Genomic DNA, 21,245 nt, shown 5'->3' on the forward strand with positions numbered 1-21,245 from the left:
GCTATTGGCTGATTCAATCTGAAAAATCCCACAACATAATCAGCCTCTTGCTGATAAATATAAAGCTATGTATTCACTAACATTTCCAATCGGCGAAAAAGGAGATTGAGATGGCTAGTGACCCAAACCAGCTTGCTGACCCTGAACCAGACATTGAGGTTGAACCCGATGACGAGATCGTTGTTGATCAAGGTGTAGACCCTTACGAGGAAGCGGTTGAAAAGCCACTGAAGGATTCAGAAAACTTTATTCCATCTGAAGAGCTATAACAAAGTAATCCCGGTTAATCATACAACTTGAATTGGAGATGATGATGGCATTTGATTCAGCAGTGCCTATTGAAGGCGTGGAAGAAAAATCTACTGTGGTGAAGAATGTAGACAAAGATACCAGGCAGCAAAAAGACGTGAAAGACAATTTGGGAAACTTAGCAAAAAACCCTGCCATTGACCGGAAAACGCCACCGGATGTGGAGCCAGGGAAGTTACCTGAAGATAATAAATTCACTCAAAAATAACTAGCTGAAAAATATGCCAGCCCAGCCGGTTAACACCCTTTGAGTTGCTGGCTTTTACACTGCGCAGCCAATTGGGTGGCAGCGGCGACCTGTTCAGTAGTCATTTGCGCTAGCGTGTAATTCAGCATTTTTGTGTGACGGTTAACCAGGTGCTTATCTTCGTTTTGGGTGGCGAGCATTAGCCACATGGCTGATTTTACGGCATCTTTTTCTACGCCTATCCCTTGCCTGTAGATATTGGCCATATAGCCTTGGGCTTCACTATTGTTATTGCTGGCAGCCAGGTTTAACCATTTAAATGAGGCCGCCAAGTCTTGCGGAATCACGTCACCACTAAAATACAACATGCCTAAATTCAGCTGCGACTTCACGTGCCCTTGCTCCGCAGCTTGTTGATAATATTGCGCGGCTCTTTCATAAGGGATGCTTTGAATCTCACGCCTGAACACCAGCGAGGCCAACATATACTGCGCCTCTTTGTAATTCAAGTCTGCCGATTTTGTATACCACTTCACGGCTTCGTCCATATCCTGCTTTACGCCATCGCCATCGTGATACATCAGTCCCAAGTTGTAACAGGCCTTGGCGTCGTTTTGATTGGCAAGGAATAAATAAATGGTGTGTGCCGCTGCAAAGTCTTTTTGCGAGAGCTTTTGTTTGGCTTCTTCCAGCGTGTTGGCTTGCGCTATACAACAGACCAACATCCCTACTATGAACAATCGCATTTGCAGCATATGGACCTCTCGATGGTGAGTATTGATGGGTTGTTGGATAGGTGAAAACGTATTAACTATTTGCCTGCCAATGCTGCCTTCAAGCGCAAGAGCGCAGCCAGTACATTGGCCTTTGGAGTACCGATGTTCATGCGCATAAAACCCTCGCCGCCGCGACCAAACATGGCGCCGGGGGATAAACCTAGTTTGGCTTCTTCAATAAAAAAACGATTTAACGCGCGGTCATCAAGTTGTAGCTGACGGCAGTCCAGCCACAGCAAGTAGGTGGCTTGCGAGCATATGACGCGGATGGCTGGTAAGTGTTTTTTGATAAACGCAATGGCCTCATCACGCGTGTCTTGCAAATAAGCAATTAACGAATTCCGCCAGTCACCACCTCCGCGATAGGCGGCTTCAAACGCGACAAGATTAAAGGGATTAGTGACTGAAACCCCCATATGTTGCAGATGTTTCTGGATGGCGCGCCTGTGTGCTTCGTTCGGGATAATCAGGGCAGAAAGCCCGAGGCCGGGGATGTTAAACGTTTTGCTGGGTGAGACGGCGGTGATGATGCGGTGGGATGCCTCTGAGCTTGAGTCAGTATCCATACTCAACCGGCTTAAAGGCGTGTGTTTCGCGTCGCTGTATACCAGATCGGCATGAATCTCATCGCTGAGAATGGTCAGGTCGTGTTTTTCAGCGATGGCCAACAATGCAAGCAGTTCGTCTTTCTGCCACACGCGGCCAACCGGATTATGCGGCGAGCAAAGCAGCAATAGCTCTGCATCTTTTGCAGACTCCTCCAGCTGCGCCAAATCCATTTGGTAACAAAGATTGCCATCGTCTGTGAGCCGCAGCGGGTTTTCAATCAAACGACGATTCTGGTTAGTCACTGCCGAAAAAAATGGGAAATAAACCGGTGGCTGCACGATCACGCCTGCCTGTTCGGCAGTTAACGCAGCTACCACCAGGTTAAGCGATGGCACGACGCCTGGCGTCAGCACAATCCACTCACGTTTAACTTGCCAGTCATGGGTGGCAAGCAGCCAGTCCATCAGCGCTTGATACAGGCTTTCGGGCGCCATTGAATAGCCAAAAACGGGATGTTCGGCGCGGGCTTGTAGCGCTTGGGTGATGGCTTCCGGCACCGCAAAATCCATATCGGCTACCCACATCGGCATCACGTCATCAGTGCCAAAGGTGGCGACTCTGCCATCAAACTTCAGTGATTGAGTATGCTCACGTGCAAGGGGGTGGTCAAATAAGCCGGTCAACGGATGCGCTCCCATAGTGTTACTTCGGAGAGTGTGTGCTGGAATTTGTGCTGGGTTTCACGAATCACAAACGGGATATCCACGGGAGGCTGCATCAGGGTAAAGTGCTCGCCCAGGATGGCTTTCAGGCCGTCTAAGGTGGTCACGTTTTCACCATCTTTTTTATAGCCGCCTATCCATTCCTCACGTGGCGTGTGTTCTTCCAGCCAGGTATAAGGCGAGGTGATCATCAGCACACCGCCGATATTCAGGCGTTCATGAATCGCACTCAAAAATTGACGCGGGCTATAGAGCCTATCGATCAGGTTTGCCGCGAGAATAAAATCGTAGCCGGTGAATTGTGGTTTGAGGTTACAGGCATCGCCTTGCCAGAAGGCTACTTTATCCACCACTTCATTTAAACCAAGCTCAGTGAGATTACGTTCCTGGTAACTGATCAGGTCACCTTCGGTGGCCATGGTGTAACGCAATACCCCTTGCTGCGCTAACTTCAGGGCCAGGCCGATAAACCGCGCAGAAAAATCAATGCCGGTCACGTGATCAAAATGTCTGGCTAACTCGAAGGTGGCGCGCCCTGTGGCACAGCCTAAGTCCAATGCCTTTGCGGCGGGCCTGGATTGCAAATGTTGTATCGCATAATCACTTAGTGCCTTGGAGAAAATGGGCACACCAAAATAGCTATCCCCATAATGAAACTCGGCATACTCAGAAAGCAGTTTGTCTGACTCATAGTGCGAAGCGTTTTCTTCAATCGGCGTATCACTCACAATATAGCGGAATCCTGCATGTTGAAAAAAATGGCGCCTGAACGCATAACGGGCACTTTTCAGCGCCTCGTTGCCTGTGGAGATCCATGAGCCGCCTTTGAATAAATGATGGCGGCCATCAAAAGTGGGGGTCGTGAAATCATCGTATAAAGGATGCACTTGAAAACCGTCAAATGGAAAAATAGGCGTTTCGGTCCATTGCCAGACATTGCCCACCACATCAAACAATTCGCCCTGTGCAAACTGGTTAACGGGGCAGGGGGACGCAAAATGATCGAGGAACAGGTTGGCGTTCATGCTACCGGTTACCTTTTCATCTGACAAACCGGCATGTTCATAGAGACTATACCATTCATGCTCGGTAGGCATGCGTACCGGTTTGCCCAGTTGCACCGATAGCCAGTGACAGTAAGCTTTTGCCTCGTGATAATTAACTTCTACCGGCCAGCTCCACGGCATATCGACCTCTTCCGTCATTAGCCGTAGTTTCCAGGTATCGCCATGTTTTAACCAGAATGCCGGATGCTCGGCTTGCGCATATCGCCGCCAGGCCAGGCCTTCTTCCAGCCAGTATTCATCCTTTTGATAACCGTCAGCTTCCACAAAACTTAAAAATTCAGCATTTGACGTCAGGTATTTTGCTGCCTGAAAGGCGGAGCTCTGCGCTTTAAACTGGCCGTATTCGTTATCCCAACCGTAATAATCAGTAGATTTAGTGAGCTGTATATCCCTGGCCGGAATGTCTACCAGGCTATTCAGTGGCGCAGGGTCATCCTGTGTCTGGCACGGTGCCCAGGCTGGGTTTTGTTGCACATACTGCAGCGCGTGTTGCCGAATCAAAACCGAGCTGGTTTCCAGATGAATCCGTTCGTGCTCAATCCCCATCAGAATCGGCCACCAAGGACTTTCCCAATCAATCGGCAAATTAAACGGCAGTGTGCTGATCAGTTCATCTACCACCAGGCGCACGCTGGCCCTATATGCCTTGACCTCTGCGGGAGTCGGCCAGGTATAGTTCATCTCGTTCACGTCGTCCCAGCCCATTTCATCCACGCCTACCGCAAACATCGACTCAAATTGTGGATTGACACGTTGCGAGATCAACCCTGCCAGGATCAGTTTATTGATAAGAAACGTATTGGTATGACCGTAATAAAAAATCAGCGGATGTCTTAGCGGATTGGGTTTGACGTAATAAGCTTCGTCGCTCTTTAGCAACTGAAACAACGATTCATACACATCCGCAGTTTCATGGAAATAAGCCCGTATATGCTCACGGGTGATGAATGTTTTATTGTTGTGTATCGGGATGCTACGGTTGCGATGCTTGTTCATGTGTTGTGGTGATTAGTTTTCATGGTTGATCGGTAGCGCCAATCAATGTGTTCTTGGAAGATATACGCAAACATGTTTTCAACATATGCGCCTGAAAACGGCCGCCAGGAAAGCGAGTAAAAACGACTGCTTCACCTGATCATAAAAGCTCTTATTTGTTCGGTGTTCAACCGTATTAGTTCATTGCCGACCATTGAAAAAGTCACCAAAAATGCACACTGATTTATTTTTTGTGTAGCCTGGCATTCAATTGATCTATCACTTCGGCCCAGTCCGCATCCTTCAAAATCTCTTCACGTAAAAATGCAGCTTGTGCTGGTGTCCAGTAGGTTGCGTCAGCGAGTGAAATATAGCCTGCGAGATGGTTATGCGTTTGAATAAAGGTTTCTATCTCTTCATCACTGTTTGGCAAGCCAAGTTGGGCGAACAGGTTGTTGAGTGTGTGTAGTGAAGCTTCCATGATGGTTCCTATCGTTGTGATCTCTGAATAATTCACTGCCTGAACAATTCAGACATATTAACTCTAAAGAGAATTCCTACATCTTTTTAAGCAAACGCTGATGGAAGGGCTTTCCGGCATCGCCCATACTCTAAGCTCAAATTGTTTAAATCTGATTCAGGAGACTAGCAATGGTGGATAACAATGATGTGATTGCCATATTGAATGAATTAATCGAGACCTCAAAAGATGGTGAAGAGGGATTCCGCAGTTCGGCTGAACATGTGGATGATGCGCGTTTGAGGGATTTTTTCTTGCGCCGCTCAAAAGAGGTCGGTGAAAGCGTGCGTGAATTGCAGGTTTTGGTGAGCTCGTTAGGCGGCGTGCCAGTGAATGCGACGTCGATAGGCGGTACTTTGCACAGGCGCTGGATCGACCTTAAAACTGCATTGACTGCGAATGATAACTTGGCCGTATTAAATGAGACTGAACGTGGTGAGGATGTCGCGTTAGCGGCTTATCGCGAGGCCTTGGAAATTGGCTTGCCACAACCGATCCGGGCGATCGTCATCCGTCAGTTGGACGGCGTGAAACGCAACCATGATCTGGTGAAACAGTTACGCGATGTGTTTGATGCAGAAGCTGCGATTCACTCGTAGTACCAGCATCGTAATACCGAAAGTAGTCCAATGTGTTATTAAAGGAGAATGCTATGAATACCAGTCAGATTATTCCGGAAATGCCAGTCGTCTGTTCGCAGGGTGGCCAATTCGCTACCGTTGACCACATGGAGGGTCGCAATTCCATCAAGCTGAAAAAAGATGAACAGGGCCAACACCACTATATTCCTACCAGCTGGGTGACCGGCATTGAGGACGGCAAAGTGGTGGTCGACAGGCCTGGTGAAGAGGCGATGGAAGACTGGACTGAAACACCTACGCACTAACCCTCATGGCTGGCGCTTGATGCCTCGCCGATGATGGACCGTGATCTGAAAGACTCAAAGTGAACGCTTTGGGTCTTTTTGCTTTGGTAAGCGACTCCCCGGAATGAACCTTAAACAGGCTGCTTCGCAGGTGGAATCTTACAGCTTTTTAAGAGATGTCCTATGCAAGCCGGGTGCCGACATTGGCATACTTGATTCACTCAGAAGGCTAAATTGAATGCGGAGATTGAAATGATAGATCACAACGATGTCATTGCTGTGTTGAATGACCTGATTGAAACGTCTAAAGATGGCGAAGAGGGATTTCTCAGTTCGGCAAAACATGCAGATGACGCGCGTCTGAAAGACTTTTTCTTGCGTCGCTCGAAAGAAGTGAGCGCAAGTGTGCGTGAATTACAGGACCAGGTACGTGCCTTGGGTGGCGAACCAGTGGACTCCACTTCGATTGGCGGCATTCTGCACAGACGCTGGATCGATATCAAAACTGCCCTGACAAGTAACGATAACCTGGCAGTATTGAATGAAACTGAACGCGGTGAAGATGTGGCCCTGGCGGCCTACCGTAATGCTTTGGAGCAAGAGTTGCCAGCAGATGTGAGAATGCTGATTTTGCGTCAGGTGGAAGGTGTTAAACGCAATCATAATCTGGTGAAACACATGCGTAATATTTATAAAGCTGAAGCGGCTGTTCATTAATGATCAAACGCTGCAGAGCGTTAAATAATGGAGAGAATAATGAAAAAATCACAAACATGGGTTTACGGTATTTCGGTGGGTTTAATGGCGGTGAGTTTAATCGGCTGTGAGCGGCCGCCAGAACAGGAAAGAACCTCGGATAACAAAATCGTTGCTGAGCAGCCGCCTTTGGAAACCACAGCCAGCGAAATCGCTAAAGAATATGCCGATAACTCGGTGGCTGCGGATAACAAATTCAAAGACACTACTTTTAATGTCAGCGGCACCATCGTTGGCGTCAATAAAAATGCGATCAACGAGCCTTACGTCAGCCTGAAAGGTGGCGTTGACCCTAGCAAAGAGCCGCAGTTCGCCTTTATTGTGGCCGATAGGGAAAAGGCGTTTGAATTGAAGCCAGGACAAAACGTCAAGCTGCAATGTAAAGGCCTGGGTGATCTGGCTGACGCGCCTATGGCTGGTGAGTGCAAGATCCTGGAGTGAGCGCTAACTGTTTAATGTAATCAAGCGCTGGTATAGATAAAGAAAAGGAAATAGCAATGGCAACAGATTCAAAAAACCTAATTGAAGAAATTATTGATAACGCGATTGATCCCTCTACCCATCTTGGTCAAGAAGAGGCTGAGTCGACGGTGCCAGATTCTATTGATCCGGATATCATCAAGCGTACACGCAACGATCGCTTGCATAAGGACGACCCGCTCAATGAAAACCTGGTGCCTGACTCAGACAAAGTATCAGGCGCGTAGTGTGAAGTTAACCAGTACGCTATAAAAGAAAAGCCGCGATTCGCGGCTTTTTTCATCTCTACTGCTGACATGTCCTTTTACAATAATTCTTCCACGTGTTTTTTGATATTGGCCGCCAATTTTGGGGTGGGCAAATCATTCAAATCGCTACCAAACGGATCTTCGATTTCTTCTGCGATCAGCTCCAGGCTGGCTAGCACATAGAAAATAAATACCACTACCGGCACCACGTAATAGCCAAGATTGAACACAAATCCAAATGGCAAGGTCATGACGTAGAAGAAAATGAATTTTTTGATAAACGCGCTGTAAGAGTAGGGGATAGGGGTGTTTTTAATACGCTCGCACGCACCACAAATCTCGGTAAATGATTTCAGCTCTTCATTAATGATGAAAAACTGGTCGCCACTGATTTTGCCTGAGACATACAGCGCGTTGGCCTTTTGGAACAATTTCTGGGCAATCTGGTTGGGGTGATGCTCGTGGTGGTCTATCTCTAAATCCAGCCCTTCAAACAGCATTTTGCTGACTTCTTCGTTCATCAGATGCTTTGAAAGCACCGAAGCATAAGTCGGGATGATCTTTCTAAAAAAATCCAGGTCTTCTTCGTCAGACAAATAAGCAGAAAGCTTGATCGCAAGGTTGCGGCTGTTGTTCACCAGCGAACCCCACAGTTTTCTGCCTTCCCACCATCGGTCATAAGCGGTGTTGGTCCGGTAAGCCAGTAATAATGACAACACGAAACCGACGGTGGTGTGGATCAGGGAAAGGTTTTTCACATGACTGGTGTCAGCCAGTTTCCAGTACTCTAGCTCTAGGTAAGCAATCCCGCCTGCATACAAACCAATCAGTATCATCATTGGCGTCAGCTTGCGAAAGGTATCCGACTCGTGAAAACGGAAAATGAAGATAATCCAGTCTTTGGGGTTGTATTGAATCATGGGCTTTTATTTGTAGAGTAAGTGCGGCGAGTTTAGCATGGCCGCATCATAAAACCTGCTGTCCGGCCTGGCGATTCGATGATTCAAGTTCAGGGCTTTATCAATGCGAATGAAAGCATTTCTAACAGCACACTATGTTTTTCACCAGAGCTAAACGAAAGAAACCCGCCTAGCGTAAAACCATAGACGGGTTGTATGAAGCCTTAAACAATTGATTTAGGCTGGGATGCTCTCTGCCAATGCCTCTCTTTCCCAGGTGCGATGGGCTTTTAATGCAGTGAGCAATTTACTTTCTAACGCAGTCAGTGAGTCGCCACTGATCAAGCCGGCATCTTCTTTTAGCGGTAGGTCGTTCAGCAGTTTGGCTGCATCGCCAGTGAGTGCGATGGCTTTAAGGTGTTTATACGACTCATACAAAAAGTGAATGGCAGCGCCGTTTTTTAACAGCTTCTGGTTAATGTCATCACCATCCAGGACTATCACCGCATCAAATGCGATAGAGGGCTCGCCTTTGATGGAACCATCTACTTCTATCGATTTCTGATTGCGTGATTTGACCGGGGCGGAATTTTCACCCAGTAACATGACGGTGATTGCATGTTTTTCGGCAAAAGATCGAGTGGCCTGTAGTTGCTCATCCGAGATGCCTGCAAAAGCCAGGATGGCGATTTTTTTACCTTTCACATCCTCAGGCAAATGATTTTGCTGGCTAAGTGCTGGTGAGGCTTTCAGTTTGGTATCGGGTACTGCCACGGTTTGTTTTGTTGGCGGCGTGATGCCCAGATTGCTTGCTACTTTTCCGGCGAGGTCTAAATCGATGTTGGACAGGATCTCGTTCACCACGCGCTCGCGGATAAATTTGCGCTGTACTTTGCCCAGTTCAAAACTATAGGCATTCACCACGTGCGTTTTTTCATGATCACTCAGGCTGTTGTAGAACAGGCGGGGTTGCGAAAAGTGGTCGCTGAATGACGCTGACCGCTCGCGGATCTTATGTGCATCTATGCGTTCGTAATAGCTTTCAAAGCCCCCATCTTTGGCTGCTGGTGGGGTTTCTTTCGGCCAGCCGCCATCGATGGAGTTGGGTTCATAAGAAGCCTGGCCTTTGTTGATGGTGGTGCGATGGATGGCGTCGCGCTGGTTGTTGTGGAAAGGGCACACCGGTTTGTTGATCGGGATCTCATGGAAATTGGGCCCACCCAGCCGGCTGAGCTGGGTATCGGTATAAGAGAATAACCGGCCTTGCAGCAAGGGGTCATTGCTGAAATCAATGCCGGGCACGATATGGCCGGGGCAAAAAGCCACTTGTTCGGTTTCGGCAAAGAAATTATCCGGGTTGCGATTAAGCACCAGCTTGCCTAATGGCGTGATAGGTACCAGTTCTTCGGGGATGATTTTAGTCGGGTCAAGAATATCGAAATCGAAGTTGTGTTCGTCTTTTTCATCCACGATCTGCACGCCAAATTCCCACTCGGGATAGTTGCCTTGTTCAATGGCATTGCCTAAATCGCGTCGGTGGAAATCCGGGTCTTTGCCGGCCAGTTTTTGCGCCTCATCCCACACCAGCGAAAGCACGCCTTGCTTGGGTGTCCAGATGAATTTTACAAACTTGGAAGCGCCTTCGTCATTAATCAGCCTGAAGGTGTGCACACCAAAGCCCTGAACGGTGCGCAGGCTTTTGGGGATGGCGCGATCTGACATGGCCCAGATCACGGCATGTGAGGCTTCGGATTGCAAGGAGACAAAATCCCAGAACGTATCATGTGCCGAGCCGCCTGTAGGTACTTCATTGTGTGGCTCCGGTTTGACCGAGTGCACAAAGTCGGGGAATTTAATCGCATCCTGGATAAAAAACACCGGGATATTATTGCCGACCAGATCAAAATTGCCTTCGTCGGTATAAAACTTAATGGCAAAACCGCGCACATCACGCACGGTATCGGCGGAGCCTCTTGGCCCTTGCACGGTGGAGAATCTGACAAACACCGGCGTCTGCTTGCCTTTTTCACTAAGGAAACCTGCCTTGGAGAGTTTTGCATGATTGGCATACGACTCAAAATAACCATGCGCGGCAACGCCTCTGGCATGCACGATACGTTCCGGGATGCGCTCATGGTCGAAATGGGTGATTTTTTCGCGCAGCAGGAAATCTTCCAGCAACGTTGGCCCGCGCGCACCTGCGCGTAGCGAATTCTTGTCATCTGAGATTTTAACGCCCTGGTTTGAGCGTAGCGCCTGGCCGCTGGCATCGGATGTATATTGTTCTAGATCCTCAATTTTTGCCGAGGTATTTTGCTTGTCCAAAGCATCTGCACCCGCCGCACTACTTTTGTTTTTGCCCGTAGTACTATTTTTATCCGTGTTTTTATCCGTGGTCACCGCCATTTTGTTTCTCCTAACCCATGTTTTTAGTTTATTGATATTAGGAGGTTTGCTGGCAAACCATTATAGGCAGCTCACGGATAACCATGTAGGAATAACCAGCGCCTGTTTTGCCCTGCTTGCCGCTTGATGTGGGTAGCCTTAGAGACGCTAGCATAGCGCGCAAGCAGATGAGCCCGCTGCGTTTAATTCAATCGGGGGACTCGGCAAGACAAAGCTTGCGAATGAACACCTTAAGGGATGCCGATGATCTTGAGATATTCTTCCAAAGTCAGCGTCAATTGTTGCAATGAGTTGTTTACTTCATCCAGATGCTGATTGCCATTTAAATGCAATTTTTCCAATAACGCTTTGTGTTTCTCCACTGCGTTTAAATGCGCTTCGAGTTTGGCTTCTTTTAATTCTGAGGTCATCATGATTTCTCCTGATAAAAAGCTTTTACTTTATGAGATGGATTGTATTCAGGCTTATCTTTCGCTACAGATGTAGCCAAATTGCGCTCTTTTAGGTTGGAGTCATTAACTATGCGCAAAGTTTGGGCAGTGAATTAAATTAACTTCCAGAAACGAAACAACCCGCCAACAGCAAAACCGTTGGCGGGTTGTGTTAGTCACGCATTATTGATCTTGCGTATAAATCAGGCACGCATAAGCACCTATCGTGATTGGCGCTGAAAATCCATAGCCATCTAAACCTTGTTCATTCGCGGTGATATCGCCAGAAGGGGTCTCATCCATTTCTTCGTTATACAGGCCGGCGTCGCTGTTGAAACGTAGTTTCCAATCCCCGCCTTGCGGCAAGCCGATGACGTAGTTTTCTTTGCGGCCTTCGGCAAAGTTGAATACGACGACGACATCATCCCCGGCACCGCCTTCTTTCCAGCGGTGCATGGCGATAAGTTTGTCGGTGTCGTTCACATGGTAAACCGCAGTATGCTGGCCACTCAGGCCTGCGGAATGGCCGGCGCGGTTCAGGCGCAGGTTAATCAGGTCACGGTACAGGGTGGTGATGTCGGCATATTCATCGGCGCGCTGCCAGTCGATAGGGCGGTCATCGCGGAACCACTGGTCGCGCAGGAACTCCTGGCCCTGGAGCAGCATGGGGATACCAGGTGCAGTGAGCACCAGGGCAGCGCCCAGGCTGGAGCGTTTGATGGCATAGCGGTTGGGGTGCTCGCTAGGGTCTATTTCCGACACCAGGCGTTGTTTACCATTGGCCACTTCGTCGTGTGACTCGGTGTAGACCACGCGCTGGAAGGCATCCTGATTGTATTGGTTCAGCAGGGCGTCACGAACGACAGCCATGGAGCGGTTGGCATCGTCCATTTCGATCAGGATGTCACGGATGGGATGCACAAACCCCGCATCCCACTGGCTGCTGAAATTGGCGCCGCCGTGTTCTTTGTTCCGGGTGAGTTCCGGGCTATTTTGCAGGTCTTCGGCAATGGTGATTTTGCCGGGATGGCGAATTTGAACTTCACTGTTGATCCATTGCAGCAGGCTGAAACCTTCGGCAATCAGGTCTTGCGCGTCGGCTTCCACACTGCGGATATACAGGGTCATGTCGTAACGCAGGCCATCGGCATGATAGTCGCCCAGCCACATCATGGCGTTATCAAAAATGTACTGGCGGACTTCCCCGCGGCCATAATCCGGGCGGGTATCACCCCAGGGTGTGGTAGAGCGCCAGTCGTTGTAGAAATAGATGCCGCCTTTGTCATTTTCGCTCCAGCCGTCGAATTGCCACAGGCTAATATCGGACGGACCAAAGTGGTTGTACACCACATCCACGATCACAGCGATGCCTGCCTCGTGTGCGGCGGCCAAAAAGCGCTTGAAACCTTCCGCGCCGCCGTAGGCGCTTTCAATCGCATAAGGGTGCGCCGGGTTATACCCCCAGGAATAATCGCCGGCAAATTCGGCAATCGGCATCAATTCGACTGCATTAATGCCCAGGGCTTTCAAATGCGGCAGGCGTTCAATCGCACTGTCAAACGTGCCGACCTTGCCTTCTTCGGTATTAAAAGTGCCGATATGCATTTCATAAATCACCAGGTCATTCCAGGCTGGCATCTGGAACTGGTTATGTGGCGGCTCAAATAAATCCAATGGCGGGATCACGCCGCTGCCTACCGAGTTGGTGACGATCTTGGCATAAGGGTCTATGCGCTCCAGTTGCTGTTCGCCATTGATGATATGAAATTTGTATTCGTCGCCGGGTTTCGCGTGCGAGAGGTCGGCATACCAGTAGCCGTTTTCTTCATGTGCACAGGCATCTGTTTCTGCTTGCCAATCGTTAAATGAGCCTATGACAGACACTTGATCTGCATGCGGCGCCCATACGCGGAATGCTACTCCATGCGCATGCGGGATGGCACCCATGCCGGGTAGTGGGTCGAAGGTGGTTTGTAGATTGGCAGACGACATAATGATTAACTCCGCAATGGATGAGTGAGGGGCTGTGAGCCTGTTTTGCAGGCTGGGCGATGTAGGAGAATCTATATAATCAGCGATCCGGAAAAAAGACGCTGCATTCTGATAATGCTGTCAGCGCTTTCTGTCAGATAAGTCTTACTTGAGAATCAGCAATTGGCCTGCAATTGAAAGTCCTTCGTCCAACTAAAATAATCAAAAATTTGCATTACTAACAATATTATTGGACAGGTTGAAGATATATGCTGACATCGATTGAATTTGCGAATGAGGTTTTTGAAGAATTAAGTCTCGCTATAGATCAGGCTTGTAAAGAACGCTACTGGTTTACCGCCTGCCGCAATGCGCGCGTGCTCGGGTTTAAACAATCCGACATGAGTAGTGGCGCTACCTATGGGCAATGCTTCGAGTTGCAGATCGAGCCAGACATCTACCTTAGCCTCACTTATCAATCGATTGAGTCTTGTGAGACGCTCACGCCATCAGATATCGCTAAATTTGAGCTGCAGCTTAAACATGGCGATGTACTGATTAAGGCCTATAAAAATGAGTTTGAAGAGGCACCCATCTCACTGGTGAGAGCCGCTCGGCATAGAGACTATTCAGCCAGCCTTTAAATCTAGTCTGCATACATATTAAAAAAGCCGGGGATCCCGGTTTTTTTAATTTTACAGCTACAGCCCCTGCGTCGACTGGGGCTCATGCATAGGGCAGCCATTCAGCTGCCTGCGGAAAGTGCTCGAATGCTGGTACGTGAGTTTGCGGGCACGCATCACCGACCCTAGCGGCCTATGCGCCGTAATGCCGGTCCAGGGGCTAAACGCCAGTTTGTCTTCAATCGCTGGCGTGATTTTTTCATCCCATGCCGTCTGCGGTTGCACATCCAGGGTCGCCACTCTCAGGTAAGGGCTTGCACCTTCGGGCCAGGCGATAGACGCATCTTCAATTGGCATAGTGTGCAGATTCCGGCATAACTGCACCAATATCTCCCACTGCCCAGCATTGGTTGCAAAAAATGCATTCACCGCATGCCTCAAGGCATGGGGTTCATCATGATTGGCATTCACATGCTTGCCAATCAATGCCTGCAATGCTGGGCTGGATGGGCGCACAGATAATTTCGCCATATAAGGGCCATATAGCACCGGCACCTGGGTAAAAAATTGTTCGCCCAGGATATGGGTTTGTGGGTAACCGCCCAAACTTTTGATGGTGGCACTTTCGCCTCCCAGGCTTTCAATCACTTGTTCTACTCCACGCAAAAACGCCGAGATCACTTTTTTAAACTGGGGGAATTTATTGGTGGTTTTTGCCAGTAATTTCAGGCCAGGCAAAAAACTTTTGGCATCTTTATTCACAAAGGCCGGGCCGCTCACCAGCAGGAAATCCTGGGTATTCTCTGTTGGCTCACCTTGTAATCGCTCACCCTGCACGCCAATCAATTTCAGGGCAAAACCGCGCGGCGTCGAGACACTGTCATCAAGAAAATCTCCGGGGCTGGTGGAAAGCCGGATGACAGCCTCATAAGTTTTCTCATCCGCGAATATGCCCTGCTTCAATTCAGGAGGCAAGTCAGGCGCCACAGTCAATCTCCCAGTGAGCACGCCATGGCTTTTGATATGCACGCTACGGTAGCCATGCCTATCATCCTTTGCCGTCACATCACTGATGCTTTGCAATGTGTTAACCAGGTCTTGGATAGTTTGCTGCTCGTTCTCTTCTGGTGTTTCAAACGAGGGGTCATAGGTGATTGGTGGGGAAAGTGATGTTGTCATGGTATGGGCCTTGATGGATCCTGCTTTTAATCGTCTTCCAGCAGGACATTTATTTTTATTGAATGCATTTTCCCCATCATTTAATAACGTTTTCGGTTTTTTCTTTATCAGGAAGTTGCGCATTTTCTTGTAGGATAGGCTTACCAGTAGGGTGGGTGTAATGTCGTGCCTGGCGGGGAAACTTGCTTGCCAGAAGCCTGAAAACATTAGGATTCAGGCGCTTTTGAAGCAAACTAACTGAGAATAGAGTGGATAATCTATCTATTTCTTAGAGATTAAATTAAATTGGCGCTAATTAATATTGGGCAACCAGAAATGAATTATAAAAATGCCTTTTTCTAAAACAACAACGCCAGAACTTCTGCTCGCCAGGTATCGTAGCCTGATGGCTGATGTGCCCGTAGTGATCTTCGCCGGGCTGAGTGCAACGGCTATCCAGGTGGTAGCCTTGCGTGATGGCATTGACTGGCGTGTGTCGGTGGCGATGCCACTGGTGAGAATGACCTTGGCTGCCATGCTGTTCATCTATTGGTTCTGGCACCGGGAAGATAATCCGGGCATAGAAAAAGTCCGCTGGCGATTACGGGCAGCTTCGATTGTGCTGGTGTTTTCCGGCGTAGTGACTTTCTTCCGCAGTTTGTATCTGTTTAATCACACCGATAGCTTCGGCCATTATTTTCTCATCATCTACATCACATTATTCGGCCTGTGCTTTGCCTTCATTTTAAGCAAAATTGGCCTCGCCGCATTTATCTATAATTTCCTCCTGATTTCCGCCGCCCTGGTTTGCATTTTTATGGGTGATTTTGAGCAGCCCTATGTATTGGCCGGGCTGGTTCTGGTGTTTGAGATCGGTATGCTATTTGCCATGCGGGCAAGTACCAATGTGTTTGACCGGCTGGTGAATGCCACTTATGAAACGCATAGCCTATTGGAAGAAAACCAGCGCCTGGCTAATTTGGATGCATTGACACACCTGCCCAACCGACGCCAGTTTTTCATGCATGTGGAACAGCAGCTCGCACACGCAAAAAGAACCGCAGACCGGTTTGCCGTGGGCATTGTCGACCTGGATAACTTCAAGCCGGTGAATGATGTGTATGGGCACCATATCGGTGACCTGGTACTGGCGGAAATGGGTGAGCGACTGACGCGCATTAAAATCGCAGGAGTGCAGTTTTACCGCTTGGGTGGCGATGAATTTGCATTCCAGGTGATCACTGATCCGCAACATACCATCCTCAAGCAGATCGGCAAGGAAGTGAACCGTGTGATTTCGCAACCTATCATTGCCGATGGCATCCCTATCAGCATTAAAGCCTCGATTGGTGCCTGCGTGTTCTCAAATACCAAAGATACGGCGCAAGAGCTATACGAACATGCGGATTTTGCGCTTTACCATGTCAAGCGCACGGGTCGCGGCAGTATGGAAATCTATTCGCAAACGCTGGAAGAAGAGCGCCAGCACCTGAATAAAGTAGATCAGGCATTACGCGCCGCCGATATGGAGGCGGAGCTATTCCCGGTGTTCCAGCCCATCGTCAATGTGGATACTGGCGCCATTAGCTCTTTTGAAAGCCTGGCCCGCTGGAACAGCCCTGCCATCGGCATCGTACCGCCTGCCGTATTTATCGGCGTGGCGGAAAGCCTGGGCATTATCTCTGACCTCACGCGCTTGATGTTCCAGAAATCCATTATCGTCATGGGCGCCTGGCCGACGCATATCCGGCTGTCGTTTAACCTTTCAGCCTATGATGTGACCAATAAAGCAGTGATTGAAGAGCTGATTTACATGGTGGCGCAAAGCCGCATCCATCCTTCACGGTTTGTGTTTGAAGTGACCGAAACCGCCTTGCTGCAAGACTTTGCCACCGCCAAGGATAATATCGAGTTGTTACGCCAGTCTGGCGCGAGGATCGCACTGGATGATTTTGGCACCGGTTACTCCAGTTTGAGCCATGTGCAAAACCTGCCGCTCGATAAGCTCAAGATAGACCGCAGTTTTATCAAGGATATTGAAACCAACCCCACCAGCCAAACCATTGTGCGTTCGATTCTGGCGTTGTGCCAGGGCATGCAGGTGGAATGCGTGGCCGAAGGGGCTGAGACCGAGAGCCAGGTACAGTTTCTGCAGCAGATGGGCTGCCAGCTGATTCAGGGTTATTTCTATTCCAAACCGATGGCAGAGGAACATATCCAGGCGTATCTGGCCGAGCGCAGCCTGGTGCCGGATGCCGTCGTTCCAGACGTGATATTGACCGGCCTGGTTGCATAAGCACATCGCTTCACCAGGCCGTGCTGCAATGACTTTTAAAAAGTCGCGATCAATGAATCTTTCCTATTGTTGATGGCATGCCGGTCGCTTAACCTATGGGCTTTTGGAACTGGCCAGGAGCCCCCATCATGGGCAAGACATTCATGGGCATGCTATGCATGCTGTTGGTCGCAATGCAGGCGCATGCCGCTGATGTTACTGTCAATTTAGCCACCAGCGATGGCCGCACTTTTGATCGCCTGACCGCTGAAGAACTTGAAACGTTGAGCGCGCCTGATCAGGCGGCTTATCACATATGGGCAGCAGCACGTGGTGCTGAAACATCGACCTATCAGCAAACAGAAGGCCCTAATACCATGGATCTCTCATCCGATTTTTCGATGTAAGCCGCTATTCGTTCAGGTTTATTTTCTTAAACCTGGCGGCTAGCCTAAAATAGCGGCATGTCTCTGCAGTTGATCCAACGATACTTCCCCAGTTATCCCAGCCATGTGCATGCGCAGATTTTGCTATTGCATACCCAAAATAAGCTGGGCCACTATATCAGCCAGCGCTATCCACAAGCGCATATCATTCAAAGTGATAAGGCTCTGTATGATTTTTGCAATGAGTTCAAGCAGCGCTACCTGAAAAATGCGCCACTACTGGATAAAGTGTATTTTGATAACCGCCTGACCGTAGAGCGGCAAACATTAGGCTTGAACACCGCCATTTCCCGCGTGCAGGGTGGCAAGCTGAAAGCCAAGAAAGAGATACGCATTTCGGCTTTTTTTAAAGGCACGCCTGCTGAATTCCTGACCATGATCGTGGTGCATGAACTCGCCCATCTCAAAGAACGCGATCACGACAAAGCGTTTTACCAGCTGTGCCAGCATATGGAACCCAACTATATGCAATATGAATTTGATTGCCGCGTGCACCTGTTATGGCTGGCGTTAAACAAAGGTCAGGCAGATAACTCCACCTAGTTTTTGCATGGGAGTGAGCAAGTACTTACGGCTCAGCCACCGTACTGATCAGCTGCAGTAAAGTATCTGCTTCCACCGTAGGGCGGCTCACCAGTAACCAGACGGCGGCAATCCTGTCAGCCCTTGCATAAGCTTCAGTCAGCAGTTCCTCACTGAAGATATCCGGGTCTATCTCCGTGTATTGATACGTGCAACCGGCAGTTTTGGTCAGCTGTTTCACTGCTTCCAGAAACGGGTCATGGCCATCGACAATGGCAACACCGGTGTATAGCATCAGGCTACCTCCCGGTGCCAGACGCGTCAACGCGGCCTCTACGATATCCAGCGAAAGTTGTGCGCCTAATGGCCCGCTGCCATGACGGTAAGCGCGAGCAGAAGGGTCTACCAGATAGGGTGGGTTGGCGATGATCAAATCAAACTCGCCTTGCAGGTCATGCAACAGGTTGCTGTACTGGAAATGCACATTAGCAATGCTGCTGGCCTTGGCATTGGTGTTAGAAAATGACAATGCTCTTTCATTGATATCGATACCCAGGATCTCAGCGTAAGGCAATGCTTCTGCCAGCAAAATAGCGCCCACGCCCGAACCGGTGCCAATATCAACACAACGCTGTACTTTGCCTGGCAGTGTCGCCAGCGAGCGATACATGGCGTTGATAAAGCGATAGGTATCCGGGCCAAAAAATACCGCGTCTTGTGCATCCGTAGGAAAAGCCGAATGCAGGAATAATTTGTCGGCCACACTAGAAACACGCACCAGCGATTGCCAGCCATTGTCTACCGGCCGTAAAACATCAGCGGCGTGCATCAGCTCTAAAATCTCTACACCGACAATTTCTTTGGTAAATGCACGGTTCCAGCCAAACACATCATGCAGATTGTGGGCCCAGGCATTGGCTGGCCGCTGATTGACCAGTGTATGCGTGGTCGGGGTGACCGTCACAAACTGGTAGCCGCGCTCATATAAGATGCCGAGCAGTTTTTCTAATGGGTCCTGGGCTTTTAAATCATGGACTTGCGCTGTCACGGTGACATCCTTTGGCAATGACATAGAAGTAATGACATATCAGCTTAACAGAAGTCTGCCATTGTTTTAATAAGCGCATTCCTACATGTTTCTCCTTGATTGTCTGATAGGGAATTTGACGCTAACTGCGTAACTTACGCATATGATCAATCAAAGGCGTTCACTATGTCTGGTGTGCATATAGAAATCGGAAGACCGCAGGAAGCAGTCAAGCAGTGGTCTTCAAAGTCGATTTACTTCTCATTGCTAGAAACAAATCATATAGCCAGAACCAGGGCAGAGAGTGCTGTTTTTCTGGCCAAACAACTGAGCGAGACACATAGCCATGCTACTACCATGCCTTCCACGATAGAGCAGTTGGATGATTGGCTGGCTGAACACAATGAAAACGTTGGCCGTCAATATCATGCCTATCTGGCCGCCCGCAAAGCAGGCCAGCCTAGACAGTACTTCCGCACAAAATCGCATGCATTGTTTTTTTTGCGCGCCGTCGCACCGACCAAATTGGTGGATGGCTCCTGGCTGTATGGTTTAATGAAACACTGGCAAGACCCGAGGTTGGCTTCATTAATTAAAATCTATCTTGAAGAGCTGGGCGATGGCGTAGAAGCCATGAACCACGTAGTGCTTTACCGTAAACTGCTCAAACTGAATGCCTGCGAAGACTGGAAAAACCTGGATGAAGAATTCTTCACGCAAGGTGCTATCCAGTTAGCGTTAGCTGCGCACACCGATAGCCATTTACCTGAAGTCATCGGTTTTAATTTAGGCTACGAACAACTGCCGCTGCATTTGCTGATCACCGCTTATGAGCTCAAAGAGCTCAATATCGACCCCTATTATTTCACTTTGCATGCCACCATTGATAACGCCCAATCTGGTCATGCCCGGGCAGCAATCGATGCCGTGTGTGAGGCCATGCCACTGTTCGGTGAATCACGTGACTATATGCGACGCGTGATCGCAGGCGTGAAATTGAATGATGTCGGCTTAAGCACCCTGGATATCATCCAGCATTTCGATATGCAGGATGAGGTGGTGCGCATTCTGCAAAGCAAAGCCAATATCGGCCAATTCATGCATTCGGATCGTTGCGTCATTGCTGGAAAAACCGTCAACGAATGGTTGGGAGATCAAGAGCAGGTAGCCGTGTTTTTAGCTGAAATGGAAAAAGTCGGCTGGGTGAAACGCCATCAGGATCCTGAAGATAGCCCGTTCTGGAGAGTGATCGCCGGCGATAAAGCGCCTATGTTTGGCGTATTCACCGGCTACGAGCAGCAAGTCATTTACGACTGGATCGCAGGAGAAGCCATCGAAAGCCTGCCTATGCTGGCACGCTTGGGGCGCCCATGGCGTATGGTAGAAAAACAATCTATCGCCCAAGATGAAGCGCGTCAAAAACAGTATGCCAATGTGTATGACTTCAAGTCAGGCAATAAACTGACGCACCAGTTGCGGCAGGAAAATGATTTCAATCAGGACCAGCTTTCCTTCGAGCGGCATGTGCATAGCATTGATGACGAGCAGAAACTCATGCACTTTTTAGTGGACTGGATGTCACCCGCCAAACACTATACTGCGCTAGGTTTGTGTGCGACACGCTATTTTAAATCACATATGGATTCGTTATTTTAAATAGACAAACGTGTGAATAGACAACGGTGCTCCAGCCAAAATACAAAAGCCGCACAGTGATGCGGCTTTTGACTAACTAACAATCTCATCTAACGAGTTATGAGCAACAACCGCCCGAACTGCAACCACAGGACTTACCGGATGGCTTAAGCGTCTTTTTCTGCCAGGCCTGCTCAAATGCTTCCCTGCTCATCGGCTTGAGATGCAATGACTGTTGCAATTCGTCATCAACAGCCTGCGTCTGGTAACGGTTGAAATGCGCCAGATATCTGGCATAGGCGCGGTCAGTGCCTAACAACTTTTGCCAGTGTGTCCATAACCATTTTTTCAGTTTAAACATGCATGCTCCTTGCTAACTACTCGTTTGATAAGGCATT

At 49.0% G+C, this 21,245-nt stretch carries 23 protein-coding genes; 12 read left to right on the plus strand and 11 right to left on the minus strand.

What is annotated here, in order from left to right; all coding sequences use genetic code 11:
• Positions 1-110: 110 nt before the first annotated feature.
• Positions 111-269, plus strand: a complete 159-nt coding sequence (locus tag ACSSVF_RS05280) for a hypothetical protein (protein ID WP_492405911.1) — start codon at positions 111-113, stop codon at positions 267-269.
• Positions 270-307: 38 nt separating this feature from the next.
• Positions 308-517: a hypothetical protein gene (locus ACSSVF_RS05285; protein WP_492405912.1), complete on the plus strand. Its 210-nt coding sequence runs from the start codon at positions 308-310 to the stop codon at positions 515-517.
• Between the two features lie 29 nt (positions 518-546).
• Here ACSSVF_RS05285 and ACSSVF_RS05290 read toward each other — a convergent pair whose 3' ends face one another.
• From ACSSVF_RS05290 to ACSSVF_RS05305, 4 genes are all read right to left on the minus strand, one after another.
• The gene (locus ACSSVF_RS05290) at positions 547-1,242 is read right to left on the minus strand and encodes a tetratricopeptide repeat protein (RefSeq protein WP_492405913.1); all 696 of its coding nucleotides are present in this window, start codon (positions 1,240-1,242) and stop codon (positions 547-549) included.
• 65 nt (positions 1,243-1,307) lie between these two features.
• Positions 1,308-2,519 (minus strand): MalY/PatB family protein, encoded by a 1,212-nt coding sequence (locus ACSSVF_RS05295; protein ID WP_492405914.1) that lies wholly within the window; start codon positions 2,517-2,519, stop codon positions 1,308-1,310.
• Positions 2,501-4,606 carry a 5-histidylcysteine sulfoxide synthase gene (gene ovoA / locus ACSSVF_RS05300; protein ID WP_492405915.1) on the minus strand — a complete coding sequence of 702 codons (2,106 nt, stop codon included), beginning with the start codon at positions 4,604-4,606 and terminating at the stop codon, positions 2,501-2,503. The genes ACSSVF_RS05295 and ovoA overlap by 19 nt, the downstream gene beginning before the upstream one ends.
• Positions 4,607-4,829: 223 nt before the next feature.
• A complete protein-coding gene (locus ACSSVF_RS05305; RefSeq protein ID WP_492405916.1) occupies positions 4,830-5,066 on the minus strand; it encodes a DUF2789 domain-containing protein in 237 nt (78 codons plus the stop codon).
• A gap of 170 nt (positions 5,067-5,236) precedes the next feature.
• Here ACSSVF_RS05305 and ACSSVF_RS05310 point away from each other — a divergent pair, with 170 nt between their 5' ends.
• The 5 genes from ACSSVF_RS05310 (at position 5,237) to ACSSVF_RS05330 (ending at position 7,433) form a co-directional block, all read left to right on the plus strand.
• Entirely contained in the window at positions 5,237-5,704 is a 468-nt protein-coding gene (locus ACSSVF_RS05310; RefSeq protein WP_492405917.1) for a PA2169 family four-helix-bundle protein, read from the plus strand.
• Positions 5,705-5,757: 53 nt separating this feature from the next.
• A complete protein-coding gene (locus ACSSVF_RS05315) occupies positions 5,758-5,991 on the plus strand; it encodes a DUF2171 domain-containing protein (protein WP_492405918.1) in 234 nt (77 codons plus the stop codon).
• 231 nt (positions 5,992-6,222) lie between these two features.
• Positions 6,223-6,687, plus strand: coding sequence for a PA2169 family four-helix-bundle protein (locus tag ACSSVF_RS05320; RefSeq protein ID WP_492405919.1), 465 nt, complete (start codon positions 6,223-6,225; stop codon positions 6,685-6,687).
• A gap of 39 nt (positions 6,688-6,726) precedes the next feature.
• Positions 6,727-7,167, plus strand: a complete 441-nt coding sequence (locus ACSSVF_RS05325) for an OB-fold protein (RefSeq protein WP_492405920.1) — start codon at positions 6,727-6,729, stop codon at positions 7,165-7,167.
• Positions 7,168-7,223: 56 nt separating this feature from the next.
• On the plus strand, positions 7,224-7,433 hold the full coding sequence (locus ACSSVF_RS05330; RefSeq protein WP_492405921.1) for a hypothetical protein: 210 nt from the start codon (positions 7,224-7,226) through the stop codon (positions 7,431-7,433).
• Between the two features lie 77 nt (positions 7,434-7,510).
• On the opposite strand, the gene ACSSVF_RS05335 is transcribed toward ACSSVF_RS05330, so the two are convergent.
• The 4 genes from ACSSVF_RS05335 to ACSSVF_RS05350 all read right to left on the minus strand — a co-directional run bounded on the left by ACSSVF_RS05335 (position 7,511) and on the right by ACSSVF_RS05350 (position 13,182).
• On the minus strand, positions 7,511-8,374 hold the full coding sequence (locus ACSSVF_RS05335; RefSeq protein WP_492405922.1) for a bestrophin family protein: 864 nt from the start codon (positions 8,372-8,374) through the stop codon (positions 7,511-7,513).
• Between the two features lie 216 nt (positions 8,375-8,590).
• Positions 8,591-10,759, minus strand: a complete 2,169-nt coding sequence (katE, locus tag ACSSVF_RS05340) for a catalase HPII (RefSeq protein WP_492405923.1) — start codon at positions 10,757-10,759, stop codon at positions 8,591-8,593.
• A 230-nt stretch (positions 10,760-10,989) separates the two neighbouring features.
• On the minus strand, positions 10,990-11,172 hold the full coding sequence (locus ACSSVF_RS05345; RefSeq protein ID WP_492405924.1) for a hypothetical protein: 183 nt from the start codon (positions 11,170-11,172) through the stop codon (positions 10,990-10,992).
• Positions 11,173-11,373: 201 nt separating this feature from the next.
• Positions 11,374-13,182 carry an alpha-amylase family glycosyl hydrolase gene (locus ACSSVF_RS05350; RefSeq protein ID WP_492405925.1) on the minus strand — a complete coding sequence of 603 codons (1,809 nt, stop codon included), beginning with the start codon at positions 13,180-13,182 and terminating at the stop codon, positions 11,374-11,376.
• Between the two features lie 248 nt (positions 13,183-13,430).
• Between ACSSVF_RS05350 and ACSSVF_RS05355 the strand changes: the two genes are divergently transcribed.
• Positions 13,431-13,805 (plus strand): hypothetical protein, encoded by a 375-nt coding sequence (locus ACSSVF_RS05355; RefSeq protein WP_492405926.1) that lies wholly within the window; start codon positions 13,431-13,433, stop codon positions 13,803-13,805.
• Between the two features lie 57 nt (positions 13,806-13,862).
• On the opposite strand, the gene ACSSVF_RS05360 is transcribed toward ACSSVF_RS05355, so the two are convergent.
• Positions 13,863-14,963: a catalase family protein gene (locus ACSSVF_RS05360; protein ID WP_492405927.1), complete on the minus strand. Its 1,101-nt coding sequence runs from the start codon at positions 14,961-14,963 to the stop codon at positions 13,863-13,865.
• A 328-nt stretch (positions 14,964-15,291) separates the two neighbouring features.
• Here ACSSVF_RS05360 and ACSSVF_RS05365 point away from each other — a divergent pair, with 328 nt between their 5' ends.
• From ACSSVF_RS05365 to ACSSVF_RS05375, 3 genes are all read left to right on the plus strand, one after another.
• Positions 15,292-17,238, plus strand: coding sequence for a putative bifunctional diguanylate cyclase/phosphodiesterase (locus ACSSVF_RS05365; RefSeq protein WP_492405928.1), 1,947 nt, complete (start codon positions 15,292-15,294; stop codon positions 17,236-17,238).
• A 128-nt stretch (positions 17,239-17,366) separates the two neighbouring features.
• Positions 17,367-17,624: a hypothetical protein gene (locus ACSSVF_RS05370; RefSeq protein ID WP_492405929.1), complete on the plus strand. Its 258-nt coding sequence runs from the start codon at positions 17,367-17,369 to the stop codon at positions 17,622-17,624.
• A gap of 57 nt (positions 17,625-17,681) precedes the next feature.
• Positions 17,682-18,206 carry a YgjP-like metallopeptidase domain-containing protein gene (locus ACSSVF_RS05375; protein WP_492405930.1) on the plus strand — a complete coding sequence of 175 codons (525 nt, stop codon included), beginning with the start codon at positions 17,682-17,684 and terminating at the stop codon, positions 18,204-18,206.
• 25 nt (positions 18,207-18,231) lie between these two features.
• On the opposite strand, the gene ACSSVF_RS05380 is transcribed toward ACSSVF_RS05375, so the two are convergent.
• Positions 18,232-19,233: a methyltransferase gene (locus ACSSVF_RS05380; RefSeq protein ID WP_492405931.1), complete on the minus strand. Its 1,002-nt coding sequence runs from the start codon at positions 19,231-19,233 to the stop codon at positions 18,232-18,234.
• A gap of 165 nt (positions 19,234-19,398) precedes the next feature.
• Here ACSSVF_RS05380 and ACSSVF_RS05385 point away from each other — a divergent pair, with 165 nt between their 5' ends.
• Positions 19,399-20,868, plus strand: coding sequence for an iron-containing redox enzyme family protein (locus tag ACSSVF_RS05385; RefSeq protein ID WP_492405932.1), 1,470 nt, complete (start codon positions 19,399-19,401; stop codon positions 20,866-20,868).
• Between the two features lie 97 nt (positions 20,869-20,965).
• Here the strand turns inward: ACSSVF_RS05385 and ACSSVF_RS05390 are convergent, their stop codons facing one another.
• Positions 20,966-21,208, minus strand: coding sequence for a hypothetical protein (locus ACSSVF_RS05390; RefSeq protein WP_492405933.1), 243 nt, complete (start codon positions 21,206-21,208; stop codon positions 20,966-20,968).
• Between the last annotated feature and the right edge of the window lie 37 nt (positions 21,209-21,245).

The organism is Methylophilus sp. E2MeOHC9 (assembly GCF_058744375.1).